The 18,813-nt window shown below is 36.8% G+C and carries 12 protein-coding genes and 2 pseudogenes; 10 read left to right on the top strand and 4 right to left on the bottom strand.

Annotation, left to right across the window (positions count from 1 at the left end):
* Nucleotides 1-21 precede the first annotated feature (21 nt).
* The 6 genes and pseudogenes from purS (at nt 22) to ACFIKX_RS03090 (ending at nt 5,498) form a co-directional block, all read left to right on the top strand.
* Nucleotides 22-261 carry a phosphoribosylformylglycinamidine synthase subunit PurS gene (gene purS, locus ACFIKX_RS03065; RefSeq protein WP_273791180.1) on the top strand — a complete coding sequence of 80 codons (240 nt, stop codon included), beginning with the start codon at nt 22-24 and terminating at the stop codon, nt 259-261.
* Nucleotides 262-272: 11 nt separating this feature from the next.
* A complete protein-coding gene (gene purQ, locus ACFIKX_RS03070; protein WP_375613086.1) occupies nt 273-944 on the top strand; it encodes a phosphoribosylformylglycinamidine synthase subunit PurQ in 672 nt (223 codons plus the stop codon).
* 292 nt (nt 945-1,236) lie between these two features.
* Nucleotides 1,237-3,446, top strand: a pseudogene (gene purL, locus ACFIKX_RS03075) (phosphoribosylformylglycinamidine synthase subunit PurL).
* A gap of 59 nt (nt 3,447-3,505) precedes the next feature.
* Nucleotides 3,506-3,739, top strand: coding sequence for a BolA family transcriptional regulator (locus ACFIKX_RS03080; RefSeq protein ID WP_273791183.1), 234 nt, complete (start codon nt 3,506-3,508; stop codon nt 3,737-3,739).
* Between the two features lie 98 nt (nt 3,740-3,837).
* The gene (gene grxD / locus ACFIKX_RS03085) at nt 3,838-4,170 is read left to right on the top strand and encodes a Grx4 family monothiol glutaredoxin (protein WP_375606638.1); all 333 of its coding nucleotides are present in this window, start codon (nt 3,838-3,840) and stop codon (nt 4,168-4,170) included.
* 71 nt (nt 4,171-4,241) lie between these two features.
* Entirely contained in the window at nt 4,242-5,498 is a 1,257-nt protein-coding gene (locus tag ACFIKX_RS03090) for a multidrug effflux MFS transporter (RefSeq protein WP_375627791.1), read from the top strand.
* A 467-nt stretch (nt 5,499-5,965) separates the two neighbouring features.
* Here the strand turns inward: ACFIKX_RS03090 and parC are convergent, their stop codons facing one another.
* Together parC and aspS are read right to left on the bottom strand one after the other, a co-directional pair.
* The gene (gene parC, locus ACFIKX_RS03095; protein ID WP_375627792.1) at nt 5,966-8,215 is read right to left on the bottom strand and encodes a DNA topoisomerase IV subunit A; all 2,250 of its coding nucleotides are present in this window, start codon (nt 8,213-8,215) and stop codon (nt 5,966-5,968) included.
* A 777-nt stretch (nt 8,216-8,992) separates the two neighbouring features.
* Nucleotides 8,993-10,786, bottom strand: a complete 1,794-nt coding sequence (aspS, locus tag ACFIKX_RS03100) for an aspartate--tRNA ligase (protein ID WP_375611540.1) — start codon at nt 10,784-10,786, stop codon at nt 8,993-8,995.
* 132 nt (nt 10,787-10,918) lie between these two features.
* Between aspS and rnd the strand changes: the two genes are divergently transcribed.
* Together rnd and ACFIKX_RS03110 are read left to right on the top strand one after the other, a co-directional pair.
* Nucleotides 10,919-12,073 carry a ribonuclease D gene (gene rnd / locus ACFIKX_RS03105; RefSeq protein WP_375611539.1) on the top strand — a complete coding sequence of 385 codons (1,155 nt, stop codon included), beginning with the start codon at nt 10,919-10,921 and terminating at the stop codon, nt 12,071-12,073.
* Between the two features lie 643 nt (nt 12,074-12,716).
* Nucleotides 12,717-12,902: pseudogene (locus ACFIKX_RS03110) on the top strand (helix-turn-helix transcriptional regulator).
* 271 nt (nt 12,903-13,173) lie between these two features.
* On the opposite strand, the gene ppx reads toward ACFIKX_RS03110, so the two are convergent.
* Entirely contained in the window at nt 13,174-14,691 is a 1,518-nt protein-coding gene (gene ppx, locus ACFIKX_RS03115) for an exopolyphosphatase (protein ID WP_375627793.1), read from the bottom strand.
* A gap of 6 nt (nt 14,692-14,697) precedes the next feature.
* On the bottom strand, nt 14,698-16,878 hold the full coding sequence (locus tag ACFIKX_RS03120) for an RNA degradosome polyphosphate kinase (RefSeq protein WP_375627794.1): 2,181 nt from the start codon (nt 16,876-16,878) through the stop codon (nt 14,698-14,700).
* Nucleotides 16,879-17,203: 325 nt separating this feature from the next.
* Between ACFIKX_RS03120 and ACFIKX_RS03125 the strand changes: the two genes are divergently transcribed.
* Nucleotides 17,204-17,452, top strand: a complete 249-nt coding sequence (locus ACFIKX_RS03125; RefSeq protein ID WP_375611536.1) for a zinc-finger domain-containing protein — start codon at nt 17,204-17,206, stop codon at nt 17,450-17,452.
* A gap of 52 nt (nt 17,453-17,504) precedes the next feature.
* Nucleotides 17,505-18,752, top strand: a complete 1,248-nt coding sequence (locus ACFIKX_RS03130) for an FAD-binding protein (protein ID WP_375627795.1) — start codon at nt 17,505-17,507, stop codon at nt 18,750-18,752.
* Nucleotides 18,753-18,813 lie beyond the last annotated feature (61 nt).

The following is an 18,813-nucleotide window of genomic DNA, read 5'->3' on the forward strand; positions in this document are numbered from 1 at the left end:
TTAAAAAGCAGGAAGCAAAAAATGAAAGCACGCATTACGGTTACTTTAAGAGAAAGCGTTCTTGATCCACAAGGAGAAGCAATTGTCGGTGCTTTAAAAAGTTTAGCTTTCGAAGGCATTCAATCCATTCGTCAAGGAAAGGTTTTTGATATTGTTCTTGATGAACTACCTTCTGAAACCGCAAAGAAAAAACTTGAACAAATGTGTGAAGAGTTACTCGCAAATACTGTCATTGAAAATTATACAATCGAACTTTTTTAAGTGAAATGCTCATGAAAACTGCCATCATTCAACTTCCTGGATTAAATCGTGATCGAGATATGGTTGCAGCATTACATCATATAACGGGAGTTGAGCCACTAAAAATTTGGCAAACAGAAACAACAATTCCAGATGTAGATGTTATTATTATTCCTGGTGGTTTTTCCTATGGCGACTACTTAAGATGTGGTGCGATTGGAGCGCGAACTCCCGTCTTAAAAGCCATTCGTGAAAAAGCACAAGAAGGTACGACAATTATAGGTATCTGTAATGGATTTCAAATTTTGTTGGAAGCAGGATTATTACCCGGTACTTTAATGCGTAACGCTTCTTTAAAATTTGTTTGTCGTGAAATCAAGCTTGAAGTCGTCAACGCCAAGACAAAATTTTCTCGATATTATTCTAAAGGACAAATTATTCGTTGTCCTGTTGCCCATCATGACGGAAATTATTTTGTTGATAGTGAAACATTGAAACAAATGGAAGACAATGAACAAATTGTTTTTCGCTATGCAGAAAATACAAACCCGAACGGCTCAATGAAAGATATTGCTGGTATTGTTAATAAAGCTGGTAATATTCTTGGTATGATGCCCCATCCTGAAAACTTTATTGAACCCGCCCACGGAGGTACTGACGGTCGTTTACTTTTTCAAAGTGCTTTAGAGTTAGTAAATGGATAATGCTGCAAAAATACTCGCGCTCCATAATTTAAAAAAACAAGGATTTATACCATTTCTCGCATCGTAAATCTATAAACAAAGCTCTTCACAAACAACAATGGATATTATTTTCTAAACACATAATTATTTAAGACCATTTTTAGTCTTAAATCCCACCAAACAAACGGACAAAATCTTCAGCTTACTGTCTATAAATATTTTTATTATTAAACAACATTATTGTTTATAATATAAGCTGCTAGATTAAAAAATAAAAATACTAAATTTCGATTAATTTGACGGATAAATACTCATGAAGCCTTGCAATAACATCACTATTACACCAGAACTCATTGCACAACACGGGCTAAAAGAAGATGAATATCAACGTATCCTAACGTTAATTGGTAGAGAACCAACATTTACTGAACTAGGAATTTTTTCTGCAATGTGGAACGAACATTGTTCCTATAAATCATCTAAAAAATGGCTAAAAACTCTTCCGACAGAAGGAAAATGTGTCATCCAAGGACCTGGTGAAAATGCTGGTGTTGTCGATATTGGCGAAGGACAATGTGTTGTTTTCAAAATGGAAAGCCATAACCACCCTTCTTATATTGAACCTTATCAAGGTGCAGCGACAGGTGTTGGTGGTATTTTACGTGATGTCTTTACAATGGGAGCCCGTCCTGTTGCTGCTATGAATGCATTGCGATTTGGTGCTCCTGATCACCCACGAACACGCCATCTTGTTTCTGGTGTTGTTTCTGGAATAGGTGGTTACAGCAATTCTTTTGGTGTTCCAACGGTTGGTGGAGAAGTAAATTTTGATGAGCGTTATAATGGCAATATCCTTGTTAACGCTTTTGTCGCCGGTATTGCAAAGACAAACGCCCTTTTTTATTCTAAAGCGCAAGGTATTGGACTCCCTGTTGTTTATCTTGGTGCAAAAACAGGACGTGATGGTGTCGGTGGAGCAACAATGGCTTCTGCTGAATTTGATTCTTCAATCAGTGAAAAACGCCCAACTGTTCAAGTCGGTGATCCTTTTACAGAAAAATGTCTCCTTGAAGCATGTTTAGAGCTCATGGAACTTGGAGCCGTGGTTGCTATTCAAGATATGGGGGCAGCAGGACTCACCTCTTCTGCCGTTGAAATGGGAGCAAAAGGAAATCTGGGGATACAGCTTAATCTTGATACAGTTCCTGTTCGAGAAGAAAACATGACAGCCTATGAAATGATGCTTTCTGAAAGTCAAGAGCGTATGCTCATGGTCCTTAAACCAGAACTAGAAAAGCAAGCAGAAGCAATTTTTCATAAGTGGGGACTACATTTTTCTATCATTGGAAAAACAACCGATGATTTACGTTTTCGTGTATTTCATCAAGGGGAAGAAGTTGTCAATCTTCCCATCAAAGAGCTTGGTGATGAAGCGCCTGTTTATGATCGTCCTTGGAGTGAGCCGGCAAAAAAAACACCCTTGAAAGCAGAAGACGTCAAAAAAGTTGAAAATCTTGGTGATGCGCTTCTGAGCTTATTGAATTCTGCTGATCAAAGTTCTCGGCGATGGGTTTATGAACAATATGATACCCTTATCCAAGGAAATAGCCTTGTTTGTCCAGGAGGTGATGCAGGCGTTATCCGTGTAGGAAACAACAGCAAACGTGCTCTTGCTTTTTCTTCTGATGTAACACCTCGCTATTGTGAAGCAGACCCTTATGAAGGGGGGAAACAAGCTGTCGCAGAATGCTGGCGAAACATTAGTACGACAGGTGCAACACCACTGGCTGCTACAGATAATCTCAATTTTGGTAACCCTGAAAAACCTGAAATTATGGGACAGCTGATTTTTGCTATTAAAGGTATAGGAGAAGCTTGTAGAATCCTTGATTTTCCTATCGTTTCAGGCAATGTTTCTCTTTACAACGAAACAAATGGGGCAGCCATTCTTCCAACCCCCACAATTGCTGGGGTAGGCCTTCTTAATGATTGGTCTAAAATGGTAACAATAAGTGGTATGCAAAATGGAGATATTCTTGTTTTAGTAGGAAATTGCGGCTCCCATTTAGGACAATCAATCTATGCACGTAACATTTTAAATATTGATGCAGCCCCCCCCCCCCTGTAGATTTACAACTTGAAAAAAAGCATGGTCAATTTGTTCGAGATGTCATACATCGTGGTTTTATTCACGCCGCCCATGACCTTTCTGACGGAGGATTAGCGATAGCACTTGCTGAAATGGTCATTAAAGCAGGTAAAGGAATCAAAGTAAAATTAAGCAATAAATCACCCCATCATGCAGAACTTTTTGGAGAAGACCAAGGACGTTATCTTTTAGCCGTCAAACCTCACTCTCTTAATAGTCTTAAAGAGCTCGCACAAATAAGTGCAGTTTCTTTAACAGAGCTAGGTCAAGTTGCAGGTGATGCACTTGATATAGATGGAATACTAAAACTTTCTATAGACAAACTCACAAAAGCCTATGAAAACTGGTTTCCACAATTTATGGGTGAAGAATAAAAATTGTTTTTTCTCTTAAACAGCCTTTATAAAAAAATGAACAACATAGGAGAATAATGATGGCAATGAGTGCTCATGCAATTGAAACGCTTATTCGTGAAGGCATTCCTGATGCTACTGTAACAATTCGTGATCTTGCTGGAGATGGGGAACATTATGCTGCAGAAGTTATTTCTGAAAGTTTTCGTGGTAAAACCCGTGTTCAACAACATAAAATGGTCTATGATGCCCTTAAAGGCAATATGGGAAATGACCTTCACGCCTTAATGTTGCAAACAAATGTCCCAAAATAATCTAAAATTTCTTCTTGCATTCACACATTTAATACGATTAAAAGCAGTATGAATATAAATTACACACTGATAAAAATCTGAAATATCGAGGGATAAAAATGACCACTGTTCATGATTTTATTGACAACGAAATTAAAACAAACGACGTCATTTTATTCATGAAAGGAACACCTGACGCTCCGCAATGCGGGTTTTCAGGACAAGTTGTTCAAATTCTTGATTATTTAGGATTGAATTATAAAGGGATTAATATCTTAACTTCTAACGAATTGCGTCAAGGGATTAAAGATTACTCAAATTGGCCAACAATTCCACAGCTTTATATCAAAGGTGAATTTATCGGAGGCTGTGATATTGTTAAAGAGATGTTTCAAAACAATGAGTTACAGGAACTTTTGAAAGAAAAAAATATTCCATGTAATCAATCATAGGTATCTTTCATTTTATTCAGACTCTTAAAAAGAGCTGTTTTCAGACGAAATTTTTATTTCAAGGATGCCATATGTCATATTCAGTCGATGAACAAACGCATAGAGATGCGATTAGAAACAAAATTGGCTATAAAGAATTTGTTATTCTTATTGCTTCGCTCATGGCTATTAACGCTATAGCTGTTGATATTATGCTGCCAGCTATGCCCGATATTTTAGACGGCTTAAATGTTCTCAATGAAAATGATCAACATTATATCATTTCGAGTTATCTTATTAGCTATGGTATTGCTCAAATATTTTTCGGTCCAATAAGCGATAGGTATGGACGACGTAAACTTATTCTTCTCGGGCTTGCTTTTTATTCATTTACGGCGATTGGCTGTGCCTTTGTAACTGATTTTTCTCTCTTACTTATTTTACGTATCTTGCAAGGAATTGGAGGGGCTGCTATGCGAGTTCTTACAGTTTCCGTCGTACGTGATCTTTACAGTGGTCGAAAAATGGCAGAAGTTATGTCTATTGTTATGATGGTTTTTCTTGTTGCACCAATGATTGGTCCCGCAACAGGACAGATCATTTTACTGCTTGGACATTGGCAATATATTTTTATTTTCATGGCAATGATTGGTTTAGGACTGATGATTTGGATTCAACTGCGCTTGCCTGAAACTCTTTATGCGCAACGCTCTCTTTCCTTTTCTTCAGTTAAACACAACTTATGGATTGTAATAACCAATCGTACAACACTTTGCTATACACTTGCAACTTCCATTATTTTAGGCTGTATCTTTACCGCCGTTAATACATCACAACAAACATATGAAGGGATCTATAATCTAGGACTTTGGTTCCCTATTGCTTTTGCAGTTGGTGCTGCATTTCAAGCTCTATCATCATTCTTTAACTCTCAACTCGTTGGACGCCTTGGAATGCGGCGTATTGCTCATACTATGCTTTTGCTCTTTTGTGCCACTTCATGCATTTGGTTTATTGGGTCCATCTTAGCAGGTGGTGTTATCCCTTTTCCTTTTTATATGACGTTATATTGTATATTAATGTTTACCTGCGGTGGTATTATGGCCAATTTCAATACACTCGCTCTTGAACCTGTAGGAGAAATAGCTGGAACAGCTTCTTCTGTATCCGGCTTTCTTCAAACATCTATCGGTGCAGGACTTAGCTTTTTTATTGCCCAACAATTTGATGAAACAACCATCCCAAACTCAGCAGGATTTTTCTTTCTGAGTCTCACTGCCATACTTCTCGTCTTATGGGCTGAACGTGGTCATCTTTTTAGGCAATATCATAGTAATCCTAACGAATAAATATTACTACGAAAGATTAATAACATCTCTCTTGAACAATAAGAAGATAAACCTATCAGACAAAATAAAACATCTTCAAATAGAACACTCTTGTGTTAAACATTCACATTGTTTGTTTAAAGATACAGCTCTCGAAATATCAAATCATTTCACGACAGCACCCATAAATGGTATAATGTAAAAAAACAAACATACCTATTGTTGCAACAACTCTTGTCTGTGAAACGGTTTATTAAAAAATATTTTTATTCTTTTCTTCAATAGTTTTTATGAAGACGGGCTGGTCTCTCATCTCATGATAGGCAAACAAACAGTTTTGATTGATTTAACCTGAACAAGATCGAAATAAGAGAAAAACTTACGCTTTAGGTCTTTCGTTCAATATAAAAAATAATAAATTATCTTTATAAATTAATATCTTACATAATCATAAAACCATAGGGAATTTTCCCATTTATAAAATACATTTAATTGATAAATTTTCCTGATTTTGGAAATCCTCTTGGAACCAAACGCCCGACGCCCGCACGCATTCCCATCCATTCAATGAGATCATCAGCTTGACGGTTAAAGATTCGTTCAGCTGTATCTTGCCAACTTAAGCCTTCTGATAAATTAAAAGTCTTGGCATCAACAACACCACCTTCTTTATAACGCTGTAAACGAACACCCTTACCGCGATTCATTTCTGGTATTTGTTCAATAGAAAAAATAAGCATTTTACGGTTTTCACCGACTACAGCAACATGATCACCATTTACCGGAACACAAAGCTTTACCTTATCAGGAGCTTTCACATTCATCACTTGCTTTCCTTTTCGTGTATTGGCGATCACTTCTGCAGAAGAAACAATAAAACCATTACCGTGAGATGAAACCAAGAGAAATTTTTCCTCGGCGTGATGCACAAAAGCTGTGAGAACATCGTGCTCATCATCCATATCAACTAAGAGACGAATAGGTTCACCATGTCCCCGCCCTCCAGGTAAATTATTTGCACCAATAGCAAAAAACTTCCCCCCCGTACTGATCAGCACAATCTTGTCGGTCGTAAATGCTGGAAAGGCTAACTTTAAACTGTCTCCTTCTTTAAAAGAAAGTGCTTTATAATCGTTCAAGTGTCCCTTCAAAGCACGCATCCACCCCTTTTCAGAAATAACAATAGTAATCGGTTCTTTTTCGATCATTGCTTGTTGAATATCATCAAGATCATGTCTTGGTGCCTCTTCAAACGTCGTACGTCTTTTCCCCAAGAGTGTTTCAGGTCCAAAAGTGTTTCGAACTTTTTTGATTTCTTCTGAAATTATTTTCCACTGTTTTATAGGAGAAGCTAACAAATTCTGTAGCTTTTCTTTTTCAGCTTTCAAACTTTCAAATTCTTTACGAATTTCAAATTCCTCAAGCTTACGCAAAGAACGCAAGCGCATATTAAGAATAGCTTCAGCTTGATTTTCTGTTAATTCAAACCGATTAATCAGCTTCTTTTTCGGTTCATCCTCTTCACGAATAATCTGAATGACCTCATCGAGATTTAAATAGGCAATAAGATATCCATGAAGAATTTCCAATCGGCTATCAATTTGATCAAGCCGATAATGAGAGCGACGAATAAGCACTTCTTGACGATGTTCAAGCCATTGCTGCAAACTTTCTCGCAAAGAAAGGACATTGGGTATTTTTCCCAAAGACAAAACATTCAGATTAAGAGGAAATCTTACTTCAAAGTCAGTCAATTTAAAAAGAGACTCCATAAGGAGCTCCGGATCAACCGACCGATTTTTAGGAACCAGCACGATTCTGATATCTTCTGCTGATTCATCTTGGATATCCTCAAGCATTGGCAATCGGCGTGCAAGCAATAACTCTGCTGTTTTTTCAATAAGACGTGACTTTTGAATCTGATAGGGAATTTCAGTTACAACAATCACATAAGAACCACGGCTACCAGATTCCTGATGCCAACGTGAACGCAAGCGAAAGAATCCACGCCCAACACGATAGGATTCCTCAATACTTTTTTTAGGTTCAACTAAAATTCCCCCCGTCGGAAAATCAGGACCAAGAACAAATTGATTTAATTCCTCATCATTTACATCGGGATGCGCAATCAAATGGAGTGCTGCATCACAAAGCTCAGCAACATTATGGGGGGGAATAGATGTTGCCATACCAACAGCAATACCAGAAGAACCATTTGCTAAAAGATTAGGGAAAGCTCCTGGTAAAACAACAGGCTCTTCATCTTCCTCATTATAGGTTAAACGAAAATCAATAGCATTCTCATTAATTCCTTCAAGTAACAATGCAGCCACTTCAGTCATACGTGCTTCCGTATAACGCATGGCAGCAGCATTATCACCATCAATATTACCAAAATTGCCTTGCCCATCAACCAACGGATAACGAACAGCAAAACTTTGAGCCAAGCGCACCAAGGCATCATAAATAGACGCATCCCCATGAGGATGAAATTTTCCCATGACATCACCAACAATCCGCGCACATTTCGCATAAGACTGTCCAGGATTTAGTTTGAGAAGACGCATCGCATGAACAATCCGCCGGTGGACCGGCTTCAATCCATCACGTACATCAGGCAATGCACGGTGTGTAATCGTAGAAAGTGCATAAGCCAAATAACGTTCCTGTAAAGCAGAACGTAATTCTATTGGTTCAATATGTTCTTTATCAAAAGGTAAATTCATTTTATCAGACATAGTATTAAAACAACAATTCCCACAATAATAAGAAATTATTTTATAGGATTTATTTAATGAAATCTTCTATGAGTCGACTTTTTTATTAAAAGTCAATTACATAAAAACAAACGCTGCAATTAGAACATGAACAGAAAATTATATCAATTTGAAAAATTTATACATGTCCTTCCCCCCTTGTCCTAAGTAATTTATTGAAAGCTTTGTCAAATTCGACGATAATTTAACTGCCCACAAAGAGTTATTTCATCTTTTCTGAAATGACAAAAGCACCTTTCAAACATCATCTTTTATTATAAAGATAAATTATATAACAACCCCATTCAGTTTTTCTACGAAAAACCAAAAAAATGTTCAAAGCTTATGAAATTTAAACTTTTCAGAGTAAGTCCATAGAATGGAAAACCACATTATTCTCATAAAAACGAAGAGACACAATTCTCTGCTACAACGTTGTAAAAACTTCAATAAAAAATAAATAATATATTGACATATAAAGATAATTAATTTTTTTCAACTAAAATGAGGCTCCCGAATATTATAGAATTCTTTTATTTCTAATTTATTCATGATCAAGCAATTATAATTATTTCCTCACCTATCACAAGGGGAAAAGCCACTATAGAAACAAGGAATAAAAATGCCTCGTAAAGAATCAACACAATAGCGTTTTGCCTATCTAAATTTCACAAACAGTACACGCACACACCGTTGACTCTTGAAAGGCATCAAAACTTCACTCTACGTAGAAAAGATGAAACCAATCCATTATCAACTTTATGAGCTATTTTTGTGAGTAGGAGCCATGCGGATTCCTAAATCACGTAATTGTGTAGGAGAAACATCAGACGGAGCGCTCATTAAAAGATCAAGCGCCTGTTGGTTCATAGGGAATAAAGCAACTTCACGCAAATTTTTAACACCTTGTAACAGCATAATAATGCGGTCAATTCCCGCAGCCATGCCACCATGTGGCGGAGCCCCATAATGGAATGCACGATAAAGACCACCGAAACGATCTTTCACAACTTCCTTAGAAAGTCCTACAAGTTCAAAAACTTTAAGCATCATTTCTGGTAAGTGATTACGAATTCCACCTGATGCAATTTCATAACCATTGCAAACAAGATCATATTGAAAAGCTTTAATAGTAAGAGGATCTTGGCAGGCAAGGGCATTTTCTCCCCCTTGAGGCATGGAAAAAGGATTATGTCCAAAATCAATCTTTTTTTCATCTTCATTCCATTCAAAAAATGGAAAATCAACAATCCACGCCATAGAGAAACTATCTCTATCAAGAAGATCTAATTCTTCCCCTACCCTTGTGCGTGCTGCTCCGGCAAAAGATGAAAACTTTTTTGGATCGCCAGCTACAAAAAAACAGGCATCCCCACTTTCAAGACCAAGCTGTATACGGATTGCTTCAGTCCTCTGTTCACCAATATTTTTGGCGATAGGCCCTGCTCCTTCAAATTTTCCTTCTTCTTCACGCCAGAAAATATAGCCGAGCCCTGGTTGCCCCTCGCCTTGTGCCCATACATTCATACGATCACAAAAAGCACGACTTCCACCCGTTTTAGCTGGAATAGCCCACACTTGTGCATTCTCATCATTCGCTAAAATTTGAGCAAAGACTTTGAAACCAGAATTATAAAAATGCTGAGAAACATCTTCCATAATGATCGGATTACGCAGATCAGGCTTATCAGAACCATATTTTCGCATTGCTTCATCATAGGAAATGCGAGGAAAGCTTTGTGTCACAGTCTTTCCATCTGCAAATTCTTCAAAAATAGAACGCATAATAGGTTCCATAGTTGCTAAAACATCTTCTTGCTCAACAAAACTCATTTCAACATCTAATTGATAAAATTCACCAGGAAGACGGTCGGCCCTTGGATCTTCATCTCTAAAACATGGAGCAATCTGAAAATAACGATCAAAACCTGACATCATCAACAACTGTTTATATTGCTGTGGCGCTTGCGGTAACGCATAAAATTTTCCCTGATGAACACGACTTGGAACCAAAAAATCACGTGCGCCTTCCGGCGATGAAGCTGTCAAAAGTGGCGTCGTAAATTCCGTAAAACCATTATTTTGCATAGCTCGTCTCATAGCCGCAATAATTTCAGTCCGACGCATGATATTTTTGTGCATAGTCTCCCGACGCAAATCAAGAAAACGATATTTTAATCGAATATCTTCTGGATAATCAGGCTCACCAAAAACCGGTAAAGGAAGCTCATCAGATTTTGAAAGAATTTCTACCTCTTGTGCAAAAATTTCAATCTCACCTGTTGGAAGCGTTGCATTAATAACCTCATCAGAACGAGCACATACCTCCCCATCCACACGAATAACCCATTCAGAACGCACTTTTTCAATAACTTTAAAAGCTGGTGAAGCAGGGTCAGCAACAATTTGTGTGATTCCAAAATGATCACGTAAATCCACAAAAAGAATCCCTCCATGATCACGAACACGATGAACCCACCCCGAAAGACGAACTTGTGTTCCTACATCACATCTACGAAGAGCCGCACAATGATGACTGCGATAACGGTGCATGTTTTTTGCCTTTGATTATAATATTCACATGCGCTACAAACGCTTTTTAATAACCATTTGTCAAGATATGAGAATAAAAACTCAAAAATAAAGTCAACAAAGGACAAATTTAATTTATCGAATTATAATAAAATGATGAATCTTATTACACAAACAACAGATCTTGAAATTGCACTTAACGCTCTACGTACCTCTGATTTTGTAACAGTCGATACTGAGTTTATCCGCGAAACAACTTTTTGGCCTCAACTGTGTTTAATACAGCTCGCCTCACCAGATGTTACAGTTTTGATTGATCCCATAGCACCAGATATTGATTTACAACCATTTTTTGACCTTATGGTCGATAAAAAAGTTGTAAAAGTTTTTCATGCTGCGCGCCAAGATATTGAAACAATTTATCACCTTGGAGGTGTTATTCCTTCCCCTCTCTTTGATACGCAAATAGCAGGATCCATTTGTGGATTTGGTGATTCTATCTCCTATGATCAAATTGTACAACGCTGTACAGGGCATCATCTTGATAAATCCTCCCGCTTTACAGACTGGAGTTACCGCCCTTTGTCTGAAAAACAACTGCTCTATGCACTTTCCGATGTAACTTACTTAAGAGATGTTTACTTGTTATTGAAAAAAAGGTTAGAGAAAAATCAACGAGCTCACTGGATGGATGATGAAATAACAATCCTTTTAAATCCTAAAACCTATGATATGCCAGAAGATGAAGCATGGAAAAAAGTGAAAGGAAAAATTAAAAAGCCACGTGAACTTGCTGTATTACAAAAGATAGCAGCTTGGCGGGAACGTGAAGCACGAAAATACAATATGCCACGTCGTCATATCATAAAAGATGAATGTCTTATAGAAATAGCAACCCAACAACCAAAAGATGAATCTGCATTAAAACGGTTGCGCAGTCTTAATAAGAACTGGGATAAACTCTCAATTGCTCAATCATTAATCAAAGCTGTCCACGAAGGATTAGAGGTGGATCTTTCTACTTTACCCCCCATTCCTAAACATAATCCACTCAATGATACGACAGCCGCTGTTATCGATCTGCTCAAAGTGTTATTAAAAATTGTTGCAAATGAAAACAGCATTGCCCCTAAAATTATTGCAACATCTAATGATTTAGAAAAAATTGCCAATGGAGGAATAAAGAAAAATATTCCCGCTATGAATGGCTGGCGCTATGAAATATTTGGTAAAAAAGCCGAACAACTGCTAAAGGGCCAGATAGGGTTTTACTTTAACGATGGAAAAATAAGCACAAAACAGCTTTAATTTACATTTTCATTTTGAAAAATCCATTACGCTACTCATTATCTACATCAATTGGTATGCCCTATAGGCCAACGCAAACAGGATAAATAAAGCCTACTTCTGACAAAGTTAAAAAATTAAATAGTAAACTCTTATTAAAATGATAGCTAAATCTTTATCAGGTCAATTAAATAGAAATCCCATTAAAAATAATCTAAAAAAACAGACAGTTCCTTATTTAAAAGTTTTGAAAAAAAAAGTTCTGATAATAAAAGCGCATTCATTACAAAAATAGCAGCCTAGAAATAGGAACAAACAAAGATATAATGCCTCACGTCACCATATCGTATTAAAAACTACCAAGATTGCAATCTAACAATCAAAAACGAGCCAGCATAACAACTAAAATACCTAACAAAAGCAATATATTGATTTCTAACGATAATCTAGCGTTATTTATATTGAATTAGACCTCCGAATATCGTAAGATTCTCTCATTCCATCTCAATAAGACTCATAAAGTTTCACATAAGAAATTATATGATAAAGCGCTGTTTTTTATAAATTAAACACCTTTCAAAGGATTCGAAAATCATGGTTAATAAATAGTTGTGATTTATTTCTATTTTTTATAGTGAAAGGATTTTATAATGACTGAAATGATATTCTTTTGACAGACCGTGAAAGTGCAAAACTGTTTCATATGAGTATTTCAACATTCCAGCGTCATGTAACCAATGGATCTCTCCCAAAATCTTTAAAACTTGTTTTTTATCGCGTTGGTTACAATCGTAATCTTATCAAGATAATCGAGCAAGCTAAACAGAAACGTTATAACGACGCAGCATAAAAAGAAAACCTTTTCACGTAAAAATGGACAAAACTTTTCATTTTCACATGAAGCTTATGAAGTGAAAAATCCATCCTGTGATGCAAGTAACAGAATAAAAAATTATGTTTTCTTTTATGAATGCTCAGGCATTACAAATGCTTTGCGTGGTCTAGCATGGGCGTTATGGAACAAGTCCTATTGTCCAGCTCATGATGATAGGCTACCTAGTTTATCCCTCGTCAATGGCCCTATTATTAAGACATAAAACACGAATAAATTAGGAAAAAAATCAAAAAATTTCAAAAGCGAGAGGTTGTTTTATTATTTTTGATAACTTCTGTAATCGTCCAAGAGGACGTTCTCCTAATAACCCAGCGTAATTCTTTGGGATCTGCAGGATAATATGATCTGCTTTTTTATGCCACAATAAATGAGGTAAAATTCCTGCAACAGAAGCACTAAAAAGATGAGCAATACGCATAGTTTCGCCAAGAATACGTGCTTTTTCAATTATATTTTGAGTTGCTAATTGAAAAATGGGAAGAGATTCTTTATCAACCAATAAACTCGTATTGCGAAAAAAAACAGCAAGTGCCGCATAAAGGCGCCCTTCATGAGAAATTCCTGGATAAGATCCTAAAGCTATTTGATTTGCTGCTTCATTGCCTCGATAATCTGGATGTATACGCCAACCAATATCCGCAAGAAGACAAGCGGCTTGACGATAACGGCATTCATTTTCGGTTTCTGAAATTCCAAAAACTTCAAAAGCATTCGTCGTAAAATCAATGAGTTCTTCTGCTTGTTTTGGTGAACGTGCCCGTAAAATAGCCATTTCTGTGCATGCTGCAATGAGAGGATCTGAAAGTCGAATCGCCTGCGGCAATCGTGAATAAAGAAAACCTTCACGAACGCCAGCACCAGAAAAGATTATCTTTTCAAACTCCATACACTGAATGAGTTCAATAAGAACTATTGCCCCATAAGATAAAAGTTTTCGACGGTTCTGAGAAACCGCTGCAATCCCTCTCATATTATCAATATTGCCACGTGCTACAAGACGTAAAAAGTTCTCCATTTCAACAGCATCAGCTTCATAGCCATGCATAACAGGGAGCCGATAGTGTTTCATTGCCATATGGAGTTTTGCCAAATTACGCCATGTCCCCCCTACTGCATAAAAATAACGTGCTATACCTTTACGAGCACGAACAACAGACGATTTATAAAATTGCTCATGTACAATTTTTGTAGCTACAGCACTATCATTATTTGACATATACTGTAGCCTTAAACCACCCAATGGGAGCGTTATCCCTTCACCAACATCAGAATGATCAATATCAATCAGCTCAAGACTTCCACCACCAAGATCCCCAGAAATACCTTTTGGTTGATAAAAAGTAGACACAACTCCATATGCTGAATACATAGCTTCTTCACTTCCTGAAAGAAGATATATTTTATTTTGCAAAATATCTTCAGCATGCTGAATAAATGCTACGCCATTCTGTGCATCTCGTGCTGCTGCTGTTGCTAAAGTATAGACCTCATCTGCCCCAATCTGTCGACAAAGCGTACGAAACCGTTTCAGTGTTTGCAACGCCATTTTCATCGATTTTTCTTCTAAAAATCCTGTTTTCGCCACACCATGACCGAGACCACAAAGAATCTTTTCATTAAATAAAACTGTTGGTGATCGAACAAGCCCCTCATAAATAACCAACCGAACAGAATTTGAGCCAATGTCAATAACAGCAACAGGCTTACGCCCTTTTAACCGACCTTGAGCATCTCTATATGTCATTGGATTTTAGTCTTTATGTATTTCGGCTTGTTGCCGATGCAACGCAACCAAGCGCGAAACAGAAGACTCAAAAGACTCATTTTCCCCCGCAAAACTTGTATTGGCCATAAAATACTCCTGCGCATTAAATAGACTTTCACCTATCTGCGGTGTAATACGTTTTGATGTTCCATCCTTAAGTATATCAAAGCTTTGTTGATTATCAATGATATTAGCTAACATAATCTGTAAAAGAATTTTTTGACGCACTATTTTATTAAAAACCGGAACCAATATTTCAATACGATAGTCCAAATTACGAGGCATCATATCAGCAGAGCCTAAGTAAACGAGTGCATTTTCATTAGGCAAATCTTGACCATTCCCAAAACAAAAAATGCGACTATGTTCAAGAAAACGCCCGACAATTGATTTTACACGAATATTATCCGAAATTCCTAGAATACCAGGACGTAAACAACATATCCCCCGCACAACCAAATCAATTTGCACCCCTGCTTGACTGGCACGATATAAAGCATCAATAATTTCAGGATCAACCAATGCATTAACTTTCATCCAAATAGCAGCAAACCTTCCCTGTTGTGCATGAACAATTTCTCCCTCAATATGCTCTAAGATACGACCACGCAGTGTTAAGGGTGAAAAAGCAATCTTCATTGTTTCATTTGGACGCTCATATTGCGCAATATAATTGAATAATAACGCAACATCATGAGCGATATCATCATCCGTGGAAAAAAAAGAAAGATCGGTATAAGTTTTAGCATTAATGGGATGATAATTTCCTGTTCCAAGATGAACATAAGAGCGAAGACGTTTTCCCTCACGTCTCACAACTAATGACATCTTAGCATGCGTTTTTAATGCAATAAAACCAAAAATAACTTGAACCCCAGCACATTCAAGATCCCTGGCCCAACGAATATTTGCTTCCTCATCAAAACGTGCTTTAAGTTCTACCAAAGCAGTCACAGACTTTCCCTGTTCAGCTGCTTTAATCAAAGCGCCAACAATTGGACTATCATTTGATGTACGATAAAGTGTTTGTTTTATTTCTACAACATCAGGATCGCAAGCAGCTTGACGTAAAAATTGGACAACAACATCAAATGTCTCATAGGGGTGATGAATCACAATATCATTTTCACGAATAGCCGCAAAACAATCCCCTTTATGTTTACGAATACATTCTGGAACACGAGAAATATAAGGAATAAATTTAAGATCATCGCAGGGAATAGAAACAATTTCTGATACCGTATTAAGCGCTAAAAATCCGTCAAGGACATTAATACAATTATCAGGAACAGCGAGACTATTCGCTATAAATTGGCGTAAACTCTCTGGCATTTTTGCGTCAAACTCAACTCGAATAACCTGCCCACGGCGCCGCCTTTTAAGAGCAGTTTCAAAAAAATGAACAAGATCCTCAGCTTCTTCTTCTACTTCAATATCACTATCTCGGATTATTCTAAATATACCAATTTCTTTAACCTCATAGTTAGGAAATACATATTTAATAAAAAGGCAAATAACATCTTCAGATGCAATAAAACGAAAATGATTGCCTTCTTGAGGAAGAAGAATAAAACGCCTTAAAAGCATTGAAATAGATAACAACACTGTGTGTGAATTCTGATCAGTTTCTCCAGACAATTGAAGCCCAATAGAAAGCCCTAAATTAGGAATAAATGGAAAAGGATGAGTAGAATCAACAGGTAAAGGTTTTAAAACAGGAAAAATTGTCTCAAGAAAATATTTTTCAAGCCATGATTTTTCAATTTCTGAAAGATCATCAGAACAAATAATTTCAATATCATTCTTTTTTAATTCATCACGTAAAACATTCAATTCTCGTAGTTGGTGAGCCTGCAGCTTTGAAATCTCAGCTAATACAATATCAAGTTGTTCCTGTGGAGTGTGCCCATCTGCACTGCACGCTGTAACGCGAGCACGAATTTGAGCTGCTAGTCCTGCAACACGAACCATAAAAAACTCATCAAGATTTGCAGCTGAAATAGAAAGAAATTGTAGACGTTCTAATAAAGGATGTTTCGAATTAGCCGCTTCCATCAAAACACGATTATTAAATTGTAGCCATGAAAACTCTCGATTAATAAATCGTACCGGATTTTTCATTGTTATATTCGATATAGAAATTTTATCTACCACCCTCTGTTCCATATATCCTAAATAATTTTCTTTTATATTTTCTAAAATCCTTGACGAAATATCTCACATAACATTTGATAATATGTTATCATCATAATAATATATCAATGCCTAACTTCCCTCATCATTTTTCCATTTAATATTTAAAAGTACTTGGAATTATTGCTATGCGCAAAGCACTAAAAGTAAGACAACTATTCTAATATAGCATAAAAGAAGAGAAATTTGTCTTAAAAAGCATCTTGCATTATTATACGCTTTATTACAAACTCACGCCTATAAAATAGAAGAGCCCAATCATAGCTGATGAGAAAATTTATTCTGGAGTTTGTATGCCATGGCTGATCACAATATTCCTCATTTCCAAAATGACCTTGGATATAAAACAATCGAAATTGGTGTGAAAGAATTTATGTGTGTAGGCGCTACACACCCATTCGATCATCCTCATATCTTTATCGATATGGGAGCAGCAGATGAGAAAATTTGCCCTTACTGCTCAACCCTTTATCGTTATGTTCCCTCGCTATCATACGATCAAACAAACCCAACAGGATGCTTATATCATCCAGAAAAGCTATTATAATTGCGTTTTTTGGCTTTCTTAATAACCCCTCTTTTAATTCTGCTTGTTTAATATGAAATCATTTGTGGAACAATCACCCATCATCGTTGGAGGAGGAATTGCTGGTTTAAGCACTGCTTTAGCACTCGCTCATAAAGGAATTGCAAGCACCATTATCGAAAAGTGTAAGCAACTTGAAACGATAGGCGCTGGTATTCAACTGACACCAAATGCAACATCTATTCTTGCTCGCTGGAAACTTCTTAACAAACTCACTAAAGTCGCGACAATCCCATATTTTCTTGAGTTAAAAGATGGATTATCTTTAAAAATACATCTACGGGCTCATCTTATTAATCTAACAGAAAAATATTGGAAAGCCCCTTATATGACGATTCACCGCGCGGCTTTACAAAAAATTTTATATAATGCAGTGATTGAAAATCCTTTGATCAAATACAAAGCAGGCGAAACGATTGTATCTTCTACCCAATCGGCAACCAACATTAAAATCACGACAATAAAAACAGATACGGCAACAGAACAGCTTTATTCAACGCCCCTCTTGATCGGATGTGATGGCACTTGGTCAACATTACGGCAACAATCTCCTTTTCATGAAAAAGCAAATTTTAGTGGCTTTATTGCTTGGCGTGCAACAACAACATCTGATAATCTTCCTCAAAACTTTCGTTCTTCATTGCAAAATATGAAGACAATTACGGCTTGGATGGGACCAAAAAATCATCTTGTTGTCTACCCCATTCAATCGTCAGAAAAAATTTTTAATTTTGTCGCCATTACGCATGGAGAAAGTTCAAAAGAAGGATGGGCCCATAAAGGAGATAAAGAAAAACTCAAATCTCTTTTTAAAGATTGGAATTCAAAAATTTTACAAATCTTCGATCATATTGATGAATGGAGTTATTGGCCACTTTTTCAAATGAAACAAAATCGTTTTATCGGTTTAGAGAGACAAGTATTTGTTGGCGATTGCGCACATGCTGCCTTACCTTTTGCAGCACAAGGTGCCGCTATGGCAATCGAAGATGCCGCCACATTAGCAAAAGCACTTTCATTGAAAGATTTTTCATTAACGAAAGCACTTTCGCTTTACGAAACAACACGCACCCCGCGTATTGCAGCAGTAAAAAAACGCGGAGATTTCAATAGATTAGCCTATCACGCAACCGGTCCCATAGCAATTGCACGCAATCTCATGATGAAAATTCGTACACCAGAGAGCATTATGTCAGATCTCAATTGGCTTTACATGTATGATGCGATGAATTCTATAAAAAATAATGATAAAAACTTATAAAATTCTTCCGGCACTTTGAATATTACGAAAGAACGAGATTTTTTTAATTTTATGACACTAA

Origin of the sequence: Bartonella sp. CM86QHHN (genome assembly GCF_042194695.1) — a bacterium.
GTDB lineage: Bacteria > Pseudomonadota > Alphaproteobacteria > Rhizobiales > Rhizobiaceae > Bartonella.

Excerpts from the sequence above, each read along its gene's own strand:
- grxD (WP_375606638.1), top strand. The coding sequence starts at position 3,838 with ATGACCACTGTTCATGATTTTATTGACAACGAAATTAAAACAAACGAC.
- ACFIKX_RS03120 (WP_375627794.1), bottom strand. The coding sequence starts at position 16,878 with ATGGAACAGAGGGTGGTAGATAAAATTTCTATATCGAATATAACAATG.
- ACFIKX_RS03125 (WP_375611536.1), top strand. The coding sequence starts at position 17,204 with ATGGCTGATCACAATATTCCTCATTTCCAAAATGACCTTGGATATAAA.
- ACFIKX_RS03080 (WP_273791183.1), top strand. The coding sequence starts at position 3,506 with ATGGCAATGAGTGCTCATGCAATTGAAACGCTTATTCGTGAAGGCATT.
- purQ (WP_375613086.1), top strand. The coding sequence starts at position 273 with ATGAAAACTGCCATCATTCAACTTCCTGGATTAAATCGTGATCGAGAT.
- ppx (WP_375627793.1), bottom strand. The coding sequence starts at position 14,691 with ATGACATATAGAGATGCTCAAGGTCGGTTAAAAGGGCGTAAGCCTGTT.
- rnd (WP_375611539.1), top strand. The coding sequence starts at position 10,919 with ATGATGAATCTTATTACACAAACAACAGATCTTGAAATTGCACTTAAC.
- aspS (WP_375611540.1), bottom strand. The coding sequence starts at position 10,786 with ATGCACCGTTATCGCAGTCATCATTGTGCGGCTCTTCGTAGATGTGAT.
- purS (WP_273791180.1), top strand. The coding sequence starts at position 22 with ATGAAAGCACGCATTACGGTTACTTTAAGAGAAAGCGTTCTTGATCCA.
- ACFIKX_RS03130 (WP_375627795.1), top strand. The coding sequence starts at position 17,505 with ATGAAATCATTTGTGGAACAATCACCCATCATCGTTGGAGGAGGAATT.
- parC (WP_375627792.1), bottom strand. The coding sequence starts at position 8,215 with ATGTCTGATAAAATGAATTTACCTTTTGATAAAGAACATATTGAACCA.
- ACFIKX_RS03090 (WP_375627791.1), top strand. The coding sequence starts at position 4,242 with ATGTCATATTCAGTCGATGAACAAACGCATAGAGATGCGATTAGAAAC.